This is a genomic window from Solibacillus sp. FSL R5-0449 (assembly GCF_037975215.1).
Classification (GTDB): domain Bacteria; phylum Bacillota; class Bacilli; order Bacillales_A; family Planococcaceae; genus Solibacillus.
Genome location: NZ_CP150239.1, coordinates 3,563,322 through 3,582,823, shown reverse-complemented (window position 1 = coordinate 3,582,823; position 19,502 = coordinate 3,563,322). Strand labels below are relative to the sequence as shown.

Annotated in this window: 20 protein-coding genes; 17 read left to right on the top strand and 3 right to left on the bottom strand. The window is 38.4% G+C overall.

All coding sequences use genetic code 11. The annotated features are described in order from the left end of the window. Nucleotides 1-688: 688 nt before the first annotated feature. The 11 genes from rpmH (at nt 689) to MKY27_RS17900 (ending at nt 10,972) form a co-directional block, all read left to right on the top strand. Nucleotides 689-823 carry a 50S ribosomal protein L34 gene (rpmH, locus tag MKY27_RS17950; RefSeq protein WP_008408389.1) on the top strand — a complete coding sequence of 45 codons (135 nt, stop codon included), beginning with the start codon at nt 689-691 and terminating at the stop codon, nt 821-823. A 95-nt stretch (nt 824-918) separates the two neighbouring features. Further along, the gene (gene rnpA / locus MKY27_RS17945) at nt 919-1,260 is read left to right on the top strand and encodes a ribonuclease P protein component (RefSeq protein ID WP_008408387.1); all 342 of its coding nucleotides are present in this window, start codon (nt 919-921) and stop codon (nt 1,258-1,260) included. A gap of 132 nt (nt 1,261-1,392) precedes the next feature. Further along, nucleotides 1,393-2,175 (top strand): membrane protein insertase YidC, encoded by a 783-nt coding sequence (yidC, locus tag MKY27_RS17940; protein WP_339196731.1) that lies wholly within the window; start codon nt 1,393-1,395, stop codon nt 2,173-2,175. After that, on the top strand, nt 2,176-2,940 hold the full coding sequence (jag, locus tag MKY27_RS17935) for an RNA-binding cell elongation regulator Jag/EloR (RefSeq protein ID WP_339196728.1): 765 nt from the start codon (nt 2,176-2,178) through the stop codon (nt 2,938-2,940). A gap of 171 nt (nt 2,941-3,111) precedes the next feature. After that, a complete protein-coding gene (gene mnmE, locus MKY27_RS17930; RefSeq protein ID WP_339196725.1) occupies nt 3,112-4,497 on the top strand; it encodes a tRNA uridine-5-carboxymethylaminomethyl(34) synthesis GTPase MnmE in 1,386 nt (461 codons plus the stop codon). A 27-nt stretch (nt 4,498-4,524) separates the two neighbouring features. Then, the gene (mnmG, locus tag MKY27_RS17925; protein ID WP_339174577.1) at nt 4,525-6,420 is read left to right on the top strand and encodes a tRNA uridine-5-carboxymethylaminomethyl(34) synthesis enzyme MnmG; all 1,896 of its coding nucleotides are present in this window, start codon (nt 4,525-4,527) and stop codon (nt 6,418-6,420) included. Between the two features lie 59 nt (nt 6,421-6,479). After that, a complete protein-coding gene (gene rsmG / locus MKY27_RS17920) occupies nt 6,480-7,196 on the top strand; it encodes a 16S rRNA (guanine(527)-N(7))-methyltransferase RsmG (protein WP_339196723.1) in 717 nt (238 codons plus the stop codon). 249 nt (nt 7,197-7,445) lie between these two features. Next, nucleotides 7,446-8,330: a nucleoid occlusion protein gene (gene noc, locus MKY27_RS17915; protein WP_339174573.1), complete on the top strand. Its 885-nt coding sequence runs from the start codon at nt 7,446-7,448 to the stop codon at nt 8,328-8,330. 222 nt (nt 8,331-8,552) lie between these two features. Further along, entirely contained in the window at nt 8,553-9,314 is a 762-nt protein-coding gene (locus MKY27_RS17910) for an AAA family ATPase (RefSeq protein WP_339174571.1), read from the top strand. Beyond that, nucleotides 9,307-10,152 (top strand): ParB/RepB/Spo0J family partition protein, encoded by an 846-nt coding sequence (locus MKY27_RS17905; protein ID WP_339174570.1) that lies wholly within the window; start codon nt 9,307-9,309, stop codon nt 10,150-10,152. The genes MKY27_RS17910 and MKY27_RS17905 overlap by 8 nt, the downstream gene beginning before the upstream one ends. A gap of 112 nt (nt 10,153-10,264) precedes the next feature. Then, nucleotides 10,265-10,972: a DUF554 domain-containing protein gene (locus MKY27_RS17900; protein ID WP_339174569.1), complete on the top strand. Its 708-nt coding sequence runs from the start codon at nt 10,265-10,267 to the stop codon at nt 10,970-10,972. Here the strand turns inward: MKY27_RS17900 and yyaC are convergent. Then, a complete protein-coding gene (gene yyaC / locus MKY27_RS17895; RefSeq protein ID WP_339174568.1) occupies nt 10,889-11,515 on the bottom strand; it encodes a spore protease YyaC in 627 nt (208 codons plus the stop codon). The genes MKY27_RS17900 and yyaC overlap by 84 nt on opposite strands. A gap of 115 nt (nt 11,516-11,630) precedes the next feature. On the opposite strand from yyaC, the gene MKY27_RS17890 reads away from it, so the two are divergent. The 3 genes from MKY27_RS17890 to ychF all read left to right on the top strand — a co-directional run bounded on the left by MKY27_RS17890 (nt 11,631) and on the right by ychF (nt 13,969). Beyond that, nucleotides 11,631-12,536 carry a mechanosensitive ion channel family protein gene (locus MKY27_RS17890; RefSeq protein WP_339174567.1) on the top strand — a complete coding sequence of 302 codons (906 nt, stop codon included), beginning with the start codon at nt 11,631-11,633 and terminating at the stop codon, nt 12,534-12,536. Between the two features lie 3 nt (nt 12,537-12,539). Next, on the top strand, nt 12,540-12,740 hold the full coding sequence (locus MKY27_RS17885) for a DUF951 domain-containing protein (protein ID WP_079523585.1): 201 nt from the start codon (nt 12,540-12,542) through the stop codon (nt 12,738-12,740). A 128-nt stretch (nt 12,741-12,868) separates the two neighbouring features. Beyond that, nucleotides 12,869-13,969: a redox-regulated ATPase YchF gene (ychF, locus tag MKY27_RS17880; protein ID WP_339174564.1), complete on the top strand. Its 1,101-nt coding sequence runs from the start codon at nt 12,869-12,871 to the stop codon at nt 13,967-13,969. Nucleotides 13,970-14,026: 57 nt separating this feature from the next. Here the strand turns inward: ychF and MKY27_RS17875 are convergent, their stop codons facing one another. Beyond that, nucleotides 14,027-16,837: a carbohydrate binding domain-containing protein gene (locus tag MKY27_RS17875; protein WP_339196720.1), complete on the bottom strand. Its 2,811-nt coding sequence runs from the start codon at nt 16,835-16,837 to the stop codon at nt 14,027-14,029. Nucleotides 16,838-17,232: 395 nt separating this feature from the next. On the opposite strand from MKY27_RS17875, the gene rpsF reads away from it, so the two are divergent. Genes rpsF through rpsR form a run of 3 tightly spaced genes read left to right on the top strand, consistent with a single transcriptional unit; the run spans nt 17,233 to nt 18,400 of the window. After that, nucleotides 17,233-17,523, top strand: a complete 291-nt coding sequence (rpsF, locus tag MKY27_RS17870) for a 30S ribosomal protein S6 (RefSeq protein WP_008408357.1) — start codon at nt 17,233-17,235, stop codon at nt 17,521-17,523. Nucleotides 17,524-17,561: 38 nt separating this feature from the next. Next, nucleotides 17,562-18,119, top strand: coding sequence for a single-stranded DNA-binding protein (ssb, locus tag MKY27_RS17865; RefSeq protein ID WP_339174560.1), 558 nt, complete (start codon nt 17,562-17,564; stop codon nt 18,117-18,119). A gap of 41 nt (nt 18,120-18,160) precedes the next feature. Next, the gene (rpsR, locus tag MKY27_RS17860; RefSeq protein ID WP_191701183.1) at nt 18,161-18,400 is read left to right on the top strand and encodes a 30S ribosomal protein S18; all 240 of its coding nucleotides are present in this window, start codon (nt 18,161-18,163) and stop codon (nt 18,398-18,400) included. Nucleotides 18,401-18,552: 152 nt separating this feature from the next. Here rpsR and rbsB read toward each other — a convergent pair whose 3' ends face one another. Beyond that, nucleotides 18,553-19,491, bottom strand: coding sequence for a ribose ABC transporter substrate-binding protein RbsB (rbsB, locus tag MKY27_RS17855; protein ID WP_339174558.1), 939 nt, complete (start codon nt 19,489-19,491; stop codon nt 18,553-18,555). Nucleotides 19,492-19,502: the final 11 nt, after the last annotated feature.

The following is a 19,502-nucleotide window of genomic DNA, read 5'->3' as shown; positions in this document are numbered from 1 at the left end:
GCTCTTTCTTCCTTTCATTAATTCATTTCACATTCGATTCGTATATTTAAATGACAAAGCTCATACTAACAAAGATTAGTTGAGAGTCTCTTTTTTATGTGAATTTCCTTACAAATGCAAACTTTCTTGCTTACGAAAAAAGAAAGGCTCTGTTAGATAGTTAATAGGAAACAGAGCTATAAAATATATATTTTATAATTAAAAAGGAGTTCATACACATAACCACAACTTGTGGATAAAGGTTGTTCTGGAGTAGGGGAAATCTTTGTCCACAGATTATCAACAATTGTGGATAATATATTTCCCAGAAAAGAATTCCACAAAGTAAAACACAATTATCGTATCAAATAAAGTTAGGTATTTCAATAGTTAAACGATCTTATCCACATAATCATATGTTATATACATAACAGTTGTCCACAGGTTTCTTATATGTGAAAAACCTGTAGATAAACGTTGTGGATAATTTTTAAAGGCAAAAATACTATTCACAGCATAAACGGAAATTAATTTTATAAATTGTGGATAAGTGGGAGGGTAGATCAGCAAGGGGATTATATAAGGTTTATAAGGAAAAAGAGAAAAATAAAATTGAAGCATTGACAAACAGGTTTTATTCTTTATATAATATCATGGTCTGTATGTAGAGATAGATATAGTAACGCTCGAATTCAGGAGGTGTATATAAATGAAACGCACGTACCAACCTAAAAAACGTAAGCACTCTAAAGTTCACGGTTTCCGCGCTCGTATGAGCACTAAAAACGGCCGTAACGTATTAGCTCGCCGTCGTAAAAAAGGAAGAAAAGTATTATCAGCATAAGTCCACTGAGCCACATCAGTGGTCTTTTTTTTCTTTTATCGTTGTTGAATGAGCAAAAAAAGTACCAATGATTAGATGGAGCAGGTGAATGGATCATGAATAAACGCCAACGTATAAAGAAAAATGAAGATTTTCAAAAGGTGTTTAAAAAAGGTAAGTCGTTTGCGAATCGCCAATTTGTTGTATATTGCTTGAAAAAGGAAGAGCAACAGGCGTTTCGTATTGGCTTATCAGTGAGCAAAAAAGTAGGAAATGCGGTCACTCGGGTTCAAGTGAAACGCTATATTCGCCAAGCTTTTCTGGAATTAAAAGATGAAGTAAAACAAGATATGGATTATGTTATTATCGCCAGAACGCAGGCGGCCACACTGGATTTTCACGAAACCAAAAAGAGCTTGCAGCATGTTTTGAAGGTTGCAAGAGTATATAAAGGATAGTTCCGCAATTAATTGTTTATCATTCATTGCTCTAAACTTTGGATTTACGGAACAATTAGTAGTGTACGAACGTCCGTACATGGTAAAATATTGTCATAAAAATTGAATAGGTTTGCTTTAGGAGGAAGAAGGTTGAAGAAAAATCTATGGATAATGCTGTCACTTGTTTCAGTAGTATTACTGCTATCAGGCTGTACAGAATTTGACCAACCAATTTCATCTGAAAGTGATGGCTTTTGGAATGAATATATTGTTTGGCCATTAGTATCATTTATCAAGCTTTTTGCTGATATGTTTGAAGGTAATGCTGCGAATTATGCATTTGCAATTATTATCGTAACTGTTATTATTCGTCTAATCATTCTACCTTTAACTATCAAACAAGTAAAAAGTTCTAAGAAAATGCAGGAAATGCAACCGAAGTTAAAAGAGCTGCAAGCAAAATACAGCTCAAAAGACGCGGCAACTCAGCAAAAATACCAGCAGGAAATGATGCAGTTAATGCAGACTTCAGGTGTTAACCCGTTAGCTGGATGTTTACCGATTCTTATCCAGATGCCGATCTTAATCGGTTTCTATCATGCGATCAGCCGTATGAATGCAACACCGGATGCCTTTGAATTAGGGACATTTTTAGCGGTTCCATTAGCTGAGCCTAGTATTATATTTGCTGTTATCGCAGGTCTTATCCAGTACGTTGTATTAATGACTGGACCAGCAGTAGATAACCCGCAAATGAAAATTATGATGTACATCATGCCATTAATGATCGTTGGTTTCGGTATTATTTTACCTGCCGCGTTATCATTGTATTGGGTAGTCGGAAACTTTGTATCTGTATTACAAAACCTTGTTATTTACAAACCTTGGAATAAAAATAAACCGGATGCTACCGATGCCAAAGGAGCGAAATAAGTGAAACAAACTACGCAAATAGGCGCAACAGTAGAAGAAGCGATCTCATTAGCGTTACAAAAGCTTGGCCATACTCGTGAACAAGTTGATGTGGAAGTTTTACAAGAGGGCAAAAAAGGATTTTTAGGTTTTGGGGCACGAAATGCTGAAGTTCGTGTCACTGTAAAGGAAATTGTTCAGCAGCAAGTGGATCAAGAGACGACTTCAGGTTCTGGATCAGATGTGGAAGAACTGACAATTGTCGAGGAAACAATCGAGAATGAGCCGGTTTTAGCTAATGAAGATCAACCAATTCACCATGAACAACAACAAGTGGATCCTATTGAAGAGGCAAAACAGTATTTAACGAATATTGCTTTAGGAATGGGAATTACAGATTTAACAATTGACCATGAAACAGATGGCAAACATGTTTCATTTAAGTTATCGAGCGAGAAAGCAGCGTTATTAATTGGAAAGCGTGGCCTTACATTAAATGCGCTTCAACATTTAACTCAGCTCATTCTTAATAAAACGGCCAAATCGTTTATGATTTTACAAATGGATGTGGAAGATTATCGTGAGCGACGTCAAGCAGCACTTGAACAGCTTGCATTACGCATGGCGGACAAGGCTATTCGAACACGAAAACCCGTATCATTTGAACCAATGGCATCTTATGAACGAAAAATTATTCATAATGCTTTGGCAAATCGCATAGATATCGAAACACACTCAGAAGGTGTCGAACCAAATCGATATTTAGTGATTGAGCCAGTAAAATAATATACAGACATATTTCGACCTATTCTTTTGGATAGGTCGTTTTTTTAATGAAGAATGGAAAATCTACATTACTTTAGATTTTAATAAAAATATGTTAGTCTAAATTGTTAGTTAGTATAGCACGGATGTGATTTATCCACATGTGGATAACACTGAAATAGGAGGATATAAATGGAATTCGATACGATTGCTGCGATTTCCACTCCGATGGGAGAAGGAGCTATTGCGATTGTTCGTCTGAGCGGCGATGAGGCGGTAGCAATTGCAGATAAAATATTTAAATCACCAAATCATAAGCGGTTATCGGAAGTTGCGACACATACGATCCATTACGGACATTTGATCGACCCGAAAACCGATGAAGTGGTAGAGGAAGTTATGTTGAGCTTAATGCGCGGACCTAAAACATTTACGCGTGAAGATGTTGTCGAAATCAATTGTCATGGCGGTATTGTATCTGTTAACCGAGTACTTCAGCTTGTATTACGCTACGGTGCACGTTTAGCAGAGCCTGGGGAATTTACGAAGCGTGCATTTTTAAATGGCCGTATCGACTTGTCACAGGCAGAAGCGGTAATGGATTTAATTCGTGCAAAAACCGATCGTGCAATGAATGTTGCACTCGGACAGATGGATGGAAAGCTTTCTCGTCTTATTACATCTTTGCGCCAGGCATTATTAGAGACATTGGCACAAGTGGAAGTAAACATTGATTATCCGGAATATGACGATGTAGAAGAAATGACGATTCCTGTACTTCTTGAAAAATGCGGTTGGGTACGAGAGGAAATAATTAAATTACTTCAAACATCATCTCAAGGCAAAATTTTACGTGAAGGTTTATCTACCGTTATTTTAGGACGTCCGAACGTAGGTAAATCATCTCTTTTAAATAGTTTAGTTCAAGAAAATAAAGCGATTGTAACCGACATTGCAGGCACAACTCGTGATATTATTGAAGAATACGTAAACGTACGTGGAGTTCCTTTACGTTTAGTTGATACAGCAGGTATTCGGGAAACAGAAGATATCGTTGAACGAATTGGTGTTGAGCGTTCGAGAGAGGCATTAAAAGATGCTGATTTAATATTGCTTGTATTAAATTACGGAGAAGAGCTTACTGAAGAAGATGAACGCCTTTTTGAAACGATTCAGGCGATGGATTATATTGTCGTTGTCAACAAGACAGATATCGAACGTAAAATCGATTTAAACCGTGTTCATGAATTGGCTGGAAAACATCGTGTCGTAACGACTTCGTTATTGAAAGAAGAAGGTGTAATTGAGCTGGAAGAAGCGATTGCAGCATTGTTCTTTGAAGGGCAAGTGGAAGCGAATGATTTAACATATGTATCAAATGCGCGACATATTGCGCTATTGCATCAAGCTCAACAGGTAATTGAAGATGCGCTTGCTGCAGCCGAATCAGGTGTACCTGTCGATATGATTCAAATCGATGTGACACGTACATGGGAGATTCTTGGTGAAATTATTGGAGATACTGTACAGGAAAGCTTAATTAATCAGCTATTCTCGCAGTTCTGTTTAGGGAAATAAATTGGAATAAAAGAGAGGAAGAACAACATGTCAATACAATACGAAGCAGGTAATTTTGACGTAATCGTTGTTGGTGCAGGACATGCAGGTGTGGAATCTGCATATGCAGCTGCAAAAATGGGTGCAAAAACACTCATGCTTACAATTAACTTAGATATGATTGCGTTTATGCCATGTAATCCATCAGTCGGCGGACCTGCAAAAGGAATCGTTGTTCGTGAAATTGATGCACTTGGCGGTTTAATGGGACGCATTATCGATAAAACACATATTCAAATGCGTATGTTAAATACCGGAAAAGGTCCTGCAGTACGCGCATTACGTGCACAGGCGGATAAATTCCAGTACCAGCATGAGATGAAACGGGTTTTGGAAGAAGAAGAAAACCTTCAAATTCATCAGGCAATGGTCGATGAACTAATTGTAGAGGATGGCGCAGTAAAAGGTGTTATTACTCAAGTTGGAGCAATTTACCGTGCACCGGCTGTAATCATTACAACAGGTACATTTTTACGCGGGGAAATTATTTTAGGAAATCTGAAATATTCTTCAGGTCCAAACAACCAGCAGCCATCAATCAAATTAGCGGATAACTTAAAAGAATTAGGATTTGACTTAATCCGATTTAAAACAGGGACACCACCACGTGTAAACAACCGTACAATTGATTATTCAAAAACGGAAATACAGCCTGGTGATGATGTACCCCGTGCGTTCAGTTTTGAAACAACTGAATATATTATGGATCAGCTTCCTTGCTGGTTAACTTATACAACAGAAGAAACACATCGTACAATTGAGGAAAACCTGCATCTTTCTCCAATGTTTTCAGGGATGATTAAAGGGACAGGTCCTCGTTATTGCCCATCAATTGAAGATAAAGTAACACGCTTTAACGACAAACCGCGTCACCAGATTTTCCTGGAGCCTGAAGGACGCAATACACGTGAAGTATATGTTCAAGGCTTATCGACAAGCTTACCTGAGCATGTTCAGAAAAAATTAATTGCATCGATTCCTGGTTTGGAAAATGCTGAAATGATGCGTGCAGGCTATGCGATTGAGTACGATTCAGTGATTCCTACACAATTATGGCCAACATTAGAAACGAAAAAAATCCAAGGTCTTTATACAGCAGGTCAAATTAACGGTACTTCAGGCTATGAAGAAGCAGCAGGACAAGGCTTAATGGCCGGAATGAATGCCGCTGCGAAAGTTTTAGGCCGTGAAGAAATTATTTTAGACCGTTCAGATGCCTATATTGGTGTGTTAATCGATGACCTTGTTACAAAAGGTACGAATGAACCTTACCGTTTATTAACTTCTCGTGCAGAGTACCGTCTTCTATTACGTCATGACAATGCAGATTTACGTTTAACGGAAATCGGTTATAAAGCAGGAATGATTACGGAAGATCGTTACGCGAAGTTCCAAGCGAAAAGAGCAATGATTGAACAGGAGATCGCCCGTCTGCGTGAAATCATCATTAAGCCAAACGCGACGACACAAGAAGTAATCCGAAATGCTGGCGGCGCGGAGCTAAAAGATGGTATCCGCGGAGCAGACCTTTTAAAACGTACAGAAATGACGTATGATTTAGTTGCTTCCCTAACTCCATCAGAAGTGGAACTTACGGATGATGTAAAAGAGCAGATTGAAATTCAATTAAAATATGAAGGGTATATTCAAAAAGCACTTCAGCAAGTAGAAAAAATGAAGAAGCTTGAGGATAAGAAAATCCCTGAAAATATCGATTATGATGCTATTCCTAGCTTGGCGACAGAAGCGCGTATGAAGCTGAAAAGTGTTCAGCCGCTATCAATTGCTCAAGCATCGCGTATTTCAGGTGTAAACCCTGCAGATGTTTCAATTTTACTTGTCTATATTGAGCAAGGTAAAATTGCAAAAGTAACTACGAACTGAATGATGTGAGCGTCTTTATCCAAAAAGGCGCTCATTCTTTAATATGGAGGTGTCATTTTATGAACGAAAAGCAGTTTATCGAGGCATTGAAGGAAAAGGGTATTGAGCTTTCCGAACACCAGATTGCGCAGTTTAGAAAATATTTTGAGCTTTTGGTTGAGTGGAATGAAAAGATGAACTTAACGGCGATTACAGATTTGGAAGGCGTATATTTAAAACACTTCTATGATTCAATCAGTGCATCATTTTATTTTGAATTTACAAAAGTGACAACAGTATGTGATGTTGGTGCAGGTGCGGGCTTCCCAAGTATCCCGATTAAAATTTGTTTCCCGCATTTACAAATTACGATTGTCGACTCGCTTAATAAACGAATTACATTTTTAAATCATTTAACAAATGAGTTAAACTTGGATCATATGACATTTGTTCACGCACGTGCTGAAGAGTTTGGTCAAAATGCAGCATACCGTGAAAAGTTCGATGTTGTCACAGCCCGCGCGGTTGCACGTCTTTCTGTATTGTCAGAGCTATGTATTCCATTAGCTAAAGAAGGCGGTTATTTTGTTGCGTTAAAAGCAGCAGCAGGTGCTGAAGAATTAAAAGATGCGGCAAAAGCCATCTCTACATTAGGCGGTAAATTAATAGAGGAGTTTGCATTCCATTTACCTGTAGAGGAAAGCGAACGTTCCCTTTATGTATTTGATAAAGTGAAATCAACACCGAAAAAATACCCACGTAAACCAGGTGTTCCTAATAAAACACCAATTAAATAAAAAAATTAACGAAATTTGAAATATATCCGTCTTTTGCTGCATATATATTTATATTTATGTTTTTTTAGTGGATAGAAAAATATAAGTTTATTTTGAAATAGAAATGGGTAAAGACATTATTTTGTCCTTTTTAAGACGAAATCGGTCTTTCTCGTAAATTACTATTCATTGAACACTGTACATTTTTGAATGAATCAGAAATAATATTGTATATGAGGTAGACAGTTTCCTAAAGGTGGTGCCACACGGATGAAAAGTACTTTTTCACGTTTTTTCGGAGGCGGGAGCAAAGAGCCTGAAGTAAAAAGTGAAGTAGAAGTAATAGAGAATATCTCGATGGCTTCAGAAGAAGTAGTTAAAATTCCAATAGACAAAATCATTCCGAACCGTTATCAGCCACGTACAGTTTTTGATGATGAGAAGATTGAAGAATTAGCAAGAACGATTCATACACATGGCGTCATTCAACCGATTGTGATTCGTCCAATAGATAATGACCCAGATAAATATGAAATAATTGCCGGTGAGCGACGTTATCGAGCGATGAAATCTTTGCAATGGACAGAAGTGCCTGCCATTGTACGCAATTTAAATGATCGAGAAACGGCGTCTATTGCCCTGATTGAAAACCTTCAACGTGAGGAATTAACAGCAATTGAAGAAGCGCTTGCTTATCAACAGTTATTAGGGTTGCATCAGCTTACACAAGAAGCGCTTGCACAACGTCTTGGTAAGGGACAATCAACAGTTGCTAATAAATTGCGTTTATTAAAGTTGCCTCAATTTGTTCAGGATGCTATTTTAAATCGTGAAATTTCGGAACGTCATGCCCGGGCTTTAATTGTAGTCAAGGATGAGCAATTGCAAATGCAACTCATTGCAGCGACGAAAGAGTTTGATTGGAATGTTAGACAGCTTGAAGAGCAAATTCAAAAAATTCTAAATCCCGATGAGCCAGAGATAAAAAAACGTAAACCAAGCAGAAAAGCGATTAGCAAAGATGTGCGTATTGCCCTTAATACGATCAAGCAGTCGTTGTCTATGGTGACGAAAAGTGGAATAAATGTAAAAACGGAGGAAGAGGATACAGACGATTACTACCAAATCACTGTAAAAATTCCGAAGAGAAAATAAATTACTGAACTGCCCGAAAGATAATGACTTTCTAGGCAGTTTTTTTAGTAGAGTACTAGAATCAGCAAGTTTTTTTGAAATAAATTATGTTTCATAGCATCGTTTTCTAACATTTTTTGTTAAGATAAAAGAAACAGTAATGTAAAAGGAAGATTTAGTCATCCGAGATTTTTAGACTTTAAAAATATACCTAAATTGAAGTGATGAAAGCAGGTGCGGATATTGGGACGTATTATTGCGATAGCCAATCAAAAAGGTGGCGTTGGAAAAACGACAACCTCTGTTAACTTAAGTGCATGTTTAGCTTTTTTAGGAAAGAAAGTATTAATAATCGATATCGACCCACAAGGTAACGCTTCAAGCGGATTAGGTGTTCGAAAAGGTGATTTAGAGAGCTGTGTATACGACGTATTGATCAATGATGAAGATATTAAAGGTGTCATTCAACAAACGGATGTAGAAAATTTATATATTGTTCCTGCGACAATATCTCTGGCAGGGGCTGAAATTGAGCTTGTATCCACAATTTCACGTGAAGTTCGATTGAAGAAATCATTACAGGAGATTAAAAATAACTTCGATTTCATTATTATTGATTGTCCGCCATCGCTTGGCTTATTAACAATCAATGCACTGACGGCATCCGATGCACTGATTATCCCGGTCCAATGCGAATATTATGCATTAGAGGGGTTGAGCCAGTTGCTCTCGACAGTGCGCCTTGTCCAAAAGCATTTGAACAAGGAGTTAATGATCGATGGCGTATTGCTCACAATGCTGGATGCACGTACGAATTTAGGACTTCAAGTAATCGATGAAGTAAAACGCTATTTCCAGGATAAAGTATATCGTTCGATTATTCCGCGTAATGTCCGGTTAAGTGAAGCACCAAGCCATGGGAAACCGGTAATTTTATATGATGCAAAATCACGCGGAGCGGAAATCTACTTAGAGTTTGCAAGGGAAGTGATTAAAAATGGTTAAAGGTTTAGGTAAAGGAATTGATGCGCTTTTTCGTGAAGAGGCCGTACATAAAGAAGACCAGGTACAGCAAATTGCAGTCGGGAAAATTTTAGCAAATCCATTTCAGCCACGTAAAATCTTTGATGAAACTGCAATTGAAGAATTAGCCAGCTCTATTATTGAACATGGTATTATTCAACCGATTGTTGTCCGTAAAAATGCTAGGAAATATGAAATTGTAGCCGGTGAACGCCGTTATCGTGCGGCTGTAAGTGCAGGTTTAACAGAAGTACCTGTTATCGTAAAAGACTTTAATGAGCAGCAAATGATGGAAGTAGCTATTTTGGAGAACTTGCAACGTGAAGATTTAACTCCAATTGAAGAGGCAGAGGCATATAACAGTTTAATTGTGAAACTGAATTTTACACAAGATGATTTAGCAAAACGGTTAGGAAAAAGCCGACCGCATATTGCTAACTTAATACGTCTACTGCAGTTGCCGGAAGATATTCGAGACCTTGTCAATGAAGGAAAACTGACTATGGGGCATGGCCGTGCATTGCTCGGATTAAAAAACAAGCGACGCATACCTGAAGTAGCTCATAAAGTAATAAAGGATCACCTTAATGTTCGCCAATTGGAAAAGTATATTCAAGATTTAAATGAGGCCGTTTCACGTGAAACAAAGCCTACAAAAAAGGATATTCATACACAGGCAACAGAGTCCCAGTTACGTGATTACTTTGGAACACAAGTACAAATCAAAAAAGCTAAGAATAAAGGTAAAATCGAAATCGAGTTTTACTCAGATGATGATTTGCACCGTATTTTAGAAATATTAAATATGGAACAACAGTAAAAAGTGCTGAGCGAAAAGTTCCAGCACTTTTTTTATGAACAGTTATAATATTAAAAGTATAAATACATACAATTGAATAATTTGTAGACAGCAAATAGAAAGAGGAAATTTCATGGTACTACTTGGTTCACTGTTAAATGCATTATTTATCATTATCGGTGCATTGGTCGGCCGTATTTTTAAAAATATCCCGGAATCCATGCAGCAGACAGTGCTATCCATTATCGGTTTAGTCGTTGCACTGTTAGGTATCCAAATGGGATTGGAAAGTACGAATTTTATTATCCTTATCATCAGTTTAATCATAGGTGCGGTCATCGGTGAAAGGCTCGACCTTGAAGGAAAGTTTAATCGCTTCGGTCATTGGATTGAATCACTCTTCGGTAAGCGCGCACAAAAAGGAACGATAGCAGAGGGGTTTGTTACCGCAACGCTCATTTTTGTTATTGGCTCAATGGGAATTCTCGGTGCTCTCGATAGCGGATTGCGCAATGATCATAATATCCTCATCACTAAAGGGATTATCGATGGATTTATGTCGATAATATTAAGTTCAACTTTAGGGATCGGTGTCTTATTATCGGCCATTCCTGTACTTTTATATCAAGGTTCGATTGCATTGTTTGCCGGTGTTATTAGTACATATATTCCTAGTGAAGCGCTGGATCTATTCATTACAGAAATGACGGCAACAGGCGGGATTATGATAATGGCAATCGGTTTGAATATTGCTGGTTTAACGAAAATCCGTATAGCCAATCTGCTGCCAGCGATTTTGATGGTCGGGATACTCGTTGCGCTCACTTTTCCGTTTCAGTAAATGACGCTGCCATGCTAAAACGAGGGCACGAACAATTTTATCACTCATAGAATACGTAACATGCAATCTTGTATTTTGTAATACTTTCGCTTCCATAAAGCCTCCTACGTTAACAATTCCTTTAACAGAGATGTTACCAATAGGGGGCAATTCCTTTTTCACGGCTTTACCGGGATAAAGAGGACCCTGTTGGATTAGAATAGAACCAATTGCATTTGATTCACCTAAGCAAGCATCAATTGCAATAATAAAAGGTTGTTCTTTTTCGTTAATAAGCTGTTCATAGCGTTCTACGATATTGAGCGCATGAAGCGGTGCCTGCAATGTTCCAACTACCGGAAATGGAAATGAGAAAGTTTGGTGCAGCTGGCTCCCAATGATCGGACCTAGTGCATCACCTGTAGACCGGTCAGTACCGATACAGCAAAAAATAAGTTCTTCATGGTCAAACGGAATCGTTTTTAAAAAGATTTCGCTCAGCTCCCAAACAGCGCTCGTTTGCTCGTAATGAACGCTATAATTTTGTGGACAGGCTTGTGTCATATTATCACTCCTTTAATTTTCTGATTTAAGTAGATTACTCGAGAAATAAGCTGAAATACGATATATTTATGCAGTATATTCAATTTTAAAGTTTGTTATACAAGAGGTGGTAAATTTGGAAGAAGATTTGAAATTAGATTTAGAAGAATTCTCTGAAACAGACTTAAAGGGACTCGCACACTACACGACAAGGCTGTGGGATTACGTCACAAGTGCTGAATTTTGGGACGCTATTATTATAGCCAGCGCGAAGATTCTGGCGATTATCGTTATTTCATATCTTGTCGTTTTTATCGGCAAAAAGATCATTCATCGTGTGTTTATGCTGCGTGTAAGAACGAATGAACGCCGGCATCTTACAATTGTAAAACTGCTGCAAAGCGTTCTGAGCTATTTAGTGTACTTCTCTGCCATTATGGGGGTTTTATCGGCTATGAATATCCAAGTTGCCGGATTGCTGGCAGGGGCCGGGATTGCTTCTGTAGCCATCGCCTTTGGTGCGCAAAACTTAGTGAAGGATGTCATTACAGGATTCTTCATTATTTTAGAAGACCAGTTTGGTGTAGGGGATTTTGTGAAAATCAATACAGCAGAAGGTACCGTTATGGAAATCGGTCTTCGCACAACGAAAGTAAAGGGAGTAACAGGAGAACAGTTTATTATTCCGAACGGCAGTATTGTAGATGTCATCAACTATTCCATCAATAACTCAAAAGCTACGATAAATATGCAAATTTCGCTCGATGCAAATATTGAAAAAGTGCAGATGGTCATCCAAAACTATTTGGATACGTTACCGCAAAAATATGAGGAGCTTGTTTCAGCTCCTGTCTTTTTAGGTGTCACAAATACGACAAGCACAGAAGCAACGATTGCTATTACAATAGAAACATTACCATTACAGCAATATTCAATATCGCGTACTATTCGGAAAGATGTGATCGACATCCTAACGCGCAACGGTATTCCACTTGCTGTACCGAAAATGATGTTCTATGAGCGAAATCAGAGAGGAGAATAATAGATGGAAGCAAAGCAGTACGGTCTAAATGACGTTGTGGAAATGAAAAAACAACATCCTTGTGGCACAAACGAATGGAAAGTAATTCGATTAGGTGCTGATATTCGCATAAAATGTGAAGGTTGCGGACATAGCGTTATGATTCCACGCCGCGAGTTCGAGAAAAAAATGAAGAAAATTTTACGCCAGGCAGAAGAAGTCTAAAAGCAAAATAGACTTTTGAGCGCGCAATCAATATAATAGACAAGGTTGTAAAATTTAATGGACAGAAAAATCCATAAAAGAATTAATCATAAATTTAAATGAACTGAACATAGAAAGGTTGTGTCAATATGGCATTAACAGCTGGTATTGTTGGTTTACCTAACGTTGGGAAATCGACTTTATTCAACGCAATTACAAAAGCAGGCGCACTTGCGGCTAACTATCCGTTCGCAACAATCGAACCGAACGTTGGTAGTGTAACGGTTCCGGATGAGCGTTTAGACAAATTAACAGAATTAGTAGTACCAAAGAAAACAGTTCCGACAACTTTTGAATTCACAGACATCGCAGGTATCGTTAAAGGTGCTTCTACTGGTGAAGGTTTAGGTAACAAATTCCTTGCTCACATTCGTGAAGTAGATGCGATTTGCCAAGTTGTTCGTTGTTTTGAGGATGAGAATATTACGCACGTTTCAGGTACAGTAAACCCGATCGATGACATTGAAGTTATTAACTTGGAGTTAATTTTAGCGGATATGGAATCAGTGGATAAACGTATTGCACGTGTAGCAAAAATGGCAAAGCAAAAAGATAAAGATGCAATGGTTGAAGAGCCGATTCTTCAAAAGCTAAAAGAAGTATTGGAAGCTGAAAAACCTGCGCGTGCCGCAGACCTTTCAGATGATGAGAAAAAAGTAATTAAAGGTTTACACCTATTAACAATCAAACCAATGCTTTATGTTGCGAACGTTTCTGAAGATGAGGTAGCGGATCCATCTGAAAACAAGTATGTAAAAATGGTACAAGAGTACGCAGCAGCTGAAGGCGCACAAGTTATTACAGTTTGTGCGAAAATTGAAGAAGAAATTTCTGAGTTGGAAGACGACGAGAAAAAAGAATTTTTAGCTGAATTAGGAATTGCTGAATCAGGTTTAGACCAATTGATTAAAGCTTCATATAGCCTATTAGGTTTAGCTACTTACTTTACAGCAGGTGTACAGGAAGTTCGTGCATGGACATTCCGCAAAGGGATGAAAGCACCTCAATGTGCCGGTATTATTCATACTGACTTTGAACGTGGCTTTATCCGTGCTGAAACAGTAGCATTTACGGATTTAGTAGAGTACGGTTCAAAACCGGCTGCAAAAGAAGCAGGCAAAGTACGCGCTGAAGGTAAAGAGTATGTAGTTCAAGACGGCGACGTTATGGAATTCTTATTCAACGTATAAAATAAAGCAAAGGGATACTCCGGATAGTAATATTCGAAGTATCCCTTTTTCTATTTATCAGTTATTCCCTTTACCAGGTTTGTCTGGCTGATTGCCTTTACCAGGCTTTTCTGGTTGGTTTCCTTTACCGGGTTTATCTGGCTGATTCCCCTTACCAGGTTTTTCAGGTTGATTGCCTTTGCCTGGTTTTACAGGTTGCTCAGGTTCTTCCGGGGTACTTACTTTTTCCCTTTCAAACGTTAATTGCATATTGTCAAAATAGGCACCATTCGTTGTGAAGTAATTTGAAGTACCAACATGAATACGAGCATATTTAGCTTCTGCTGGTGCTGTTACTACAGCTTGAACAGTTTGCCATTCCTTATGACCGCCACGTACGTGAATAATACTTTCATTATCTATATCCGTACCTGTCTGTACCCCGTTTTCATCATAGTAACGGAATAGAAGTGTAGCACTGCCATCTTCCAAAAATAGCTTTGTTGAGGCAGTATAGGTCTGTCCAGCATCAATCGGGATAAGATCAGACTGAGCAAATACTGTTTCGTTTTGAGCAGTGTCCACTATTTTTAAACTATTTTCACCACTGTGAGCACGTACAGAACTTACCTCAAACATTGCATTTGGAGAAAATGTACCGAACAATGAAGACCAACCGGAAATTTTGTTATCTATTACCGGTTCTTCAAAGCTACTGTTTTCCATTTCAACATAAATTATCTCCATTTCAGGTATTTCAGGCGTTACAACCTGGCCACCTTCAACTACAGGAATCATATAAAGATGAGTTGCAGTAGCATCGATGTAATAAATATTTTCATTCCCGGCTGCATCTTCGGCTAATACCATGAAGTCTATTTCAGGACCGTTTGAAATAAGTGAAACAGAGTCCAACGTTTCAGGATCTATTACTGTAAGTTTACCTGCAACATCTGTATATAATAGGCCGTCCTTTCCAAATTCGATATGAACTGGCCGCCACATACCACGGTTTTTAATAGACGGATACAAGTTTTTATATTTCACAACATCGAGCGTTTCAGGATTTAAAGCAAAAATAATACCATCTACCGCTCCCCACAATAAATCATCTAGTCCGAATGTTAAGCCGCTTATCATTGGTGGTGCATCTAATTCGTCAATCGCCAGCTCTGTTTCCTTTATGACACGTTCTTCGGCAATATCCCAAATAAACAGTTTAGCTTCAGATGCAGTCGGATTAATATCCAAACCGCCACGAATTGTTGTGGAACCGTAAATTTTGCCGTTGTGCATTGCCAAGCCAACAATACTTTGGTCTTTCACAATATTGGTATACGTATTTCGTTCATTTGTCGTTGTATCAAAAATCGTAAGAGATCCGCCTAGCTTTTGATAGTTAGGAATTGTCCCGATTAATAATTTATTGTCTTCAAATTTCATAATGTAAGGGCGATCCTGATTGTAATCCGTTTTTAATTCAAACAGCGTTTCACTTGCTAATGTGTCAGTGTTCATCTTTTGAATTACGGCACCTGGGTAAATACCGAAATAAAGGTCACTGTTATTACCGGCGATTATTCCTTCTGCCTGTCCTTGACTATAAGTAACAAACTGATTTGTTTTTGTATTAAACCTAGAACCTTTTGGACCGCCTGGGTAAGTCGTCATATAAAGATTCCCATCAGGACCTTCTCCTAAATTGTGCAATTTTAAAGGAGAGGCAACCATTACACCAGGTAAAGTTTGAGATTTCCCTGTTTGCAGGTTTGCAACGACAAGCTGTCCTAACCGTGACATTGTTACAATTGAATCGCCCGGCAATTCAGTAGTATTAAATTGTAGGATAGCACCACCACGCAGTCCTGCAGCATAGCTGATACCTGTTCGACGTATTTCAAGTGTTGTCATATCAACTTCTACAAATTCACGATTGTGTACTACATACATTTTGTTATCTTTTGAAGGAAGCTGAATAAAGCCAAAGCTGCCAACATCATCTATTGAACCATCATGTAATTTACCGAGTTTAAAATCTTCGACCCACTGCTGAGTTTGCAGATTATAAATTAAAATAGCTCCTTCTTTTCCTTCATCAAAACGTGTCACTAAATACTGGCCGACGATTGACATATCATATGCAAAATTAATTTCTTCTACTGGTTTACCGATTATTTCCGGAACATTTTTCGTAATATCCTCTTTTTCAAATGTAGTTGCATTAATACGATATACCTTTCCGGAAACACCTAATCCGGCATATAAATAGCCTTCGTAATATTCTAAAGAACGTACATAGCTCGCCGCTCCATCATCGATCTTTCCTAAATCAATGAACTGTTTTGCAGCTGAATCATATTTGAAAATTCGTCCATTGCCTTCAGCGTAGGAACCTACATATAAGTTTCCGGCCTCATCTGTAGTACTGCTCCATAATTGATGATCGGCATTCGGTGTACCCAGTTTGGAAAGCTGTTTTGTTTGGGGAGAATAGCTCCAGACTTCACCAACATTTGTATTTGTTAATGCAGCGATAAAGACAGTGCCATCTTTTGAAATTGAGTGACTCCAAACTTGAGAGATATTATCCATTTGTTTAGAGAATAACAATTCATTTGTTTGAACATCGACGATATTGAAAATACCGCCGTTAGCTGTTGAATAAACAACGTCTTTTCCATCTTCCCGTCCAAAGACAGCATTAATTAGAACTACCTCGGAAGCCCCGACGCCTAAGTTGACGGGTTCTTTAAAACCGCGGTTTTTTAACTGGGCCACTACATTTTCATCGTTTGCATAGGAGAGGTTACTAAATCCTAACGACACAGTAAGGACCATAACTGCAACAATAATCAATTTAAATCCTTTTATAAACAATTGACTGAACATAAAAAACCTCCTTTTTCCTTTAATAGGAAATATTTTATCGGAAATTTCTGTTAATTGTTGTCCTCTTAATGTCTTTAAATCAAGCAGGTAAATAATTGATTAAAAAGGATTATTCAATATAGGTCTATTAGTATGGTAAAAATGCGGATTAATAATAAAAGATAGGGAAAACTGTAAAAATAAATTTTAGTTTTATTTGCAAAAGGTGAGCTGCTCTTATCAGGAAAGTAAACTTTATTTCGAATCATACTTTATAAAGTATTTTTAAAAGACATCTGAGGTTGCACCTAATGGGTAACTATGATACAATTCATTGATGTGAGTAATAGAAGTTACTTACTCCTTGCTCCCTATTTAGTAGGAGAGCCCAAGTCCATAAGGAGGTGCAAACACAAATGAGAAAGTACGAATTAATGTACATCATCCGCCCAAACATTGAAGAAGAAGCGAAGAAAGCTTTAGTAGAGCGTTTCCAAGAAATCTTAACTTCAAATGGTGCAGAGATCACAGAAGCAAAAGATTGGGGTAAGCGTCGTTTAGCTTACGAAATCAATGACTTCCGCGAAGGTTTCTACCAAATCGTGAAAGTTAACGCTGGTACTGAAGCTATCAACGAGTACACTCGTCTAGCTAACATCAGCGAAGACATCATCCGTCACATCGCAGTACGCGAAGAAGACAAATAATTTTTAACTTAAATGCTGAAAAAAAGGAGGGTGCATTGATGATTAACCGTGTCGTATTAGTCGGAAGACTTACAAAGGATCCAGAGCTTCGTTACACACCGAGTGGAGTTCCAATGGCACGTTTTACGATTGCCGTAAACCGTACATTTTCGAGCCAGTCTGGTGAACGTGAAGCAGATTTCATAGGCTGTATCGCCTGGAGAAAACAAGCTGAAAACTTAGCAAACTTCATGAGAAAAGGGAGTTTGATTGGTGTAGAAGGTCGTATTCAAACAGGTAGCTTTGAAGGACAAGATGGAAAGCGTGTGTATACAACAGATGTCGTTGCTGATTCAGTGCAGTTCTTAGAACCACGTGGAGGAGCTAATGCATCACAAGGTGCACAAAGCCAACAATACAGTGGTGGGCAAAATTATGGTGGTCAGCCATCTTATAATCAGCCTAACCAACAATTTGGAGGCGCGCAATCCCAGGATTCATACGGTTCTTATCAACAGCCATCTCAAAATCAGCAAAACTATACACGTGTAGATGAAGATCCATTTGCAAACAGCAAAGGACCGATTGAAGTGTCTGAAGACGATTTACCGTTCTAAGAACTTCACATCTATAATTAAAAATTAAAAGGAGGAACACGATAATGGCACCACGTCGCGGAGGCCGCAAACGCCGTAAAGTTTGCTACTTCACTTCAAATAACATTACGCACATCGACTACAAAGATGTAGATCTTTTAAAGAAATTCATCTCTGAGCGCGGTAAAATTTTACCACGTCGCGTAACTGGTACTTCTGCTAAATACCAACGTAAACTTACAAACGCAATCAAAGTTTCACGTATTATGGCATTATTACCATTCGTAGCTGAAGAAAAATAATTTTGCTTAAAAGTACAGCATTGGCTTATTCGGCCTCTGCTGTACTTTTTTATTGTATGAGTTTTTTATCTTTCCATAATAACAAAGGCTGCCACAGAGTTACTTGTGACAGCCTGAGACGTGCAATAGCCTATGTGCAGGCTGTTGCATTATTATTTTGTAATTAATTCAAGATTGACCGGGATGACTTCTTCAACCGTTTCACCGTTTAAATAAGCAATCGCTGTTTCCATTGCAATCTTTCCGATCTCATCAGGTTTTTGCGCAACTGTTGCAGCCAGACTTCCTGCTTTAACAGCAGCTACCGCATCGTCAGTCGCATCAAAGCCGACCACTACGATCTTCTTACCAGAAGCTGATATGGCTTCTTGCGCACCTAATGCCATTTCATCATTGTGGGCAAATACGGCTGTAATATCCGGATTAGACTGTAGAATATTCTCCATTACTGTTAAGCCTTCTGAACGGTTAAAGTTCGCTGTTTGCTTTGCAACGACGTCTAATATACCCGTGACAGCTTCATTAAATCCTTGCCCGCGATCACGTGCAGCAGACGATCCTGCGACACCTTCCAATTCTGCAACTTTGGCACCTTCACCAACCAACTCTGTAATATATTCACCAGCCAGCTTACCGCCAGCTACGTTATCAGAAGCGATATGTGATACGACTTCGCCACCTTCAGATGAACGGTCAACTGTGATGACCGGAATATTTAAAGCATTAGCAGATTCAACAGCAGTTGCAACCGCAACAGAATCTACCGGGTTAATAATGATCAGATCAACGTTTTGTTGGATTAAATCTTCAATATCGGAAGCTTGTTTTGATGCATTATCCTGCGCATCTACAATCGTTGTTTTCACACCAAGCTCTTTTGCCTTTGCTTGTGCATTTTCACTTAGTGTTACGAAGAAAGGATTGTTTAAAGTTGAAACAGATAACCCAATTGTCAATGTATCGTTACTGCTTTCCGTTGATGTAGCCGATGTTCCGAAAGAAGGCTCCAAAGAGAATCCTGGTTTTACCGAACACGCCGACAGCAACACAGTGGCCAAAAGTGCCATTAATAAGATTAATTGTTTTTTCACGCTGATGACCT

Coding starts and splice junctions, on each gene's coding strand:
- rpmH (WP_008408389.1), top strand. CDS start 689: ATGAAACGCACGTACCAACCTAAAAAACGTAAGCACTCTAAAGTTCAC.
- rnpA (WP_008408387.1), top strand. CDS start 919: ATGAATAAACGCCAACGTATAAAGAAAAATGAAGATTTTCAAAAGGTG.
- mnmE (WP_339196725.1), top strand. CDS start 3,112: ATGGAATTCGATACGATTGCTGCGATTTCCACTCCGATGGGAGAAGGA.
- mnmG (WP_339174577.1), top strand. CDS start 4,525: ATGTCAATACAATACGAAGCAGGTAATTTTGACGTAATCGTTGTTGGT.
- rsmG (WP_339196723.1), top strand. CDS start 6,480: ATGAACGAAAAGCAGTTTATCGAGGCATTGAAGGAAAAGGGTATTGAG.
- noc (WP_339174573.1), top strand. CDS start 7,446: ATGAAAAGTACTTTTTCACGTTTTTTCGGAGGCGGGAGCAAAGAGCCT.
- MKY27_RS17905 (WP_339174570.1), top strand. CDS start 9,307: ATGGTTAAAGGTTTAGGTAAAGGAATTGATGCGCTTTTTCGTGAAGAG.
- MKY27_RS17900 (WP_339174569.1), top strand. CDS start 10,265: ATGGTACTACTTGGTTCACTGTTAAATGCATTATTTATCATTATCGGT.
- yyaC (WP_339174568.1), bottom strand. CDS start 11,515: ATGACACAAGCCTGTCCACAAAATTATAGCGTTCATTACGAGCAAACG.
- MKY27_RS17885 (WP_079523585.1), top strand. CDS start 12,540: ATGGAAGCAAAGCAGTACGGTCTAAATGACGTTGTGGAAATGAAAAAA.
- ychF (WP_339174564.1), top strand. CDS start 12,869: ATGGCATTAACAGCTGGTATTGTTGGTTTACCTAACGTTGGGAAATCG.
- MKY27_RS17875 (WP_339196720.1), bottom strand. CDS start 16,837: ATGTTCAGTCAATTGTTTATAAAAGGATTTAAATTGATTATTGTTGCA.
- rpsF (WP_008408357.1), top strand. CDS start 17,233: ATGAGAAAGTACGAATTAATGTACATCATCCGCCCAAACATTGAAGAA.
- ssb (WP_339174560.1), top strand. CDS start 17,562: ATGATTAACCGTGTCGTATTAGTCGGAAGACTTACAAAGGATCCAGAG.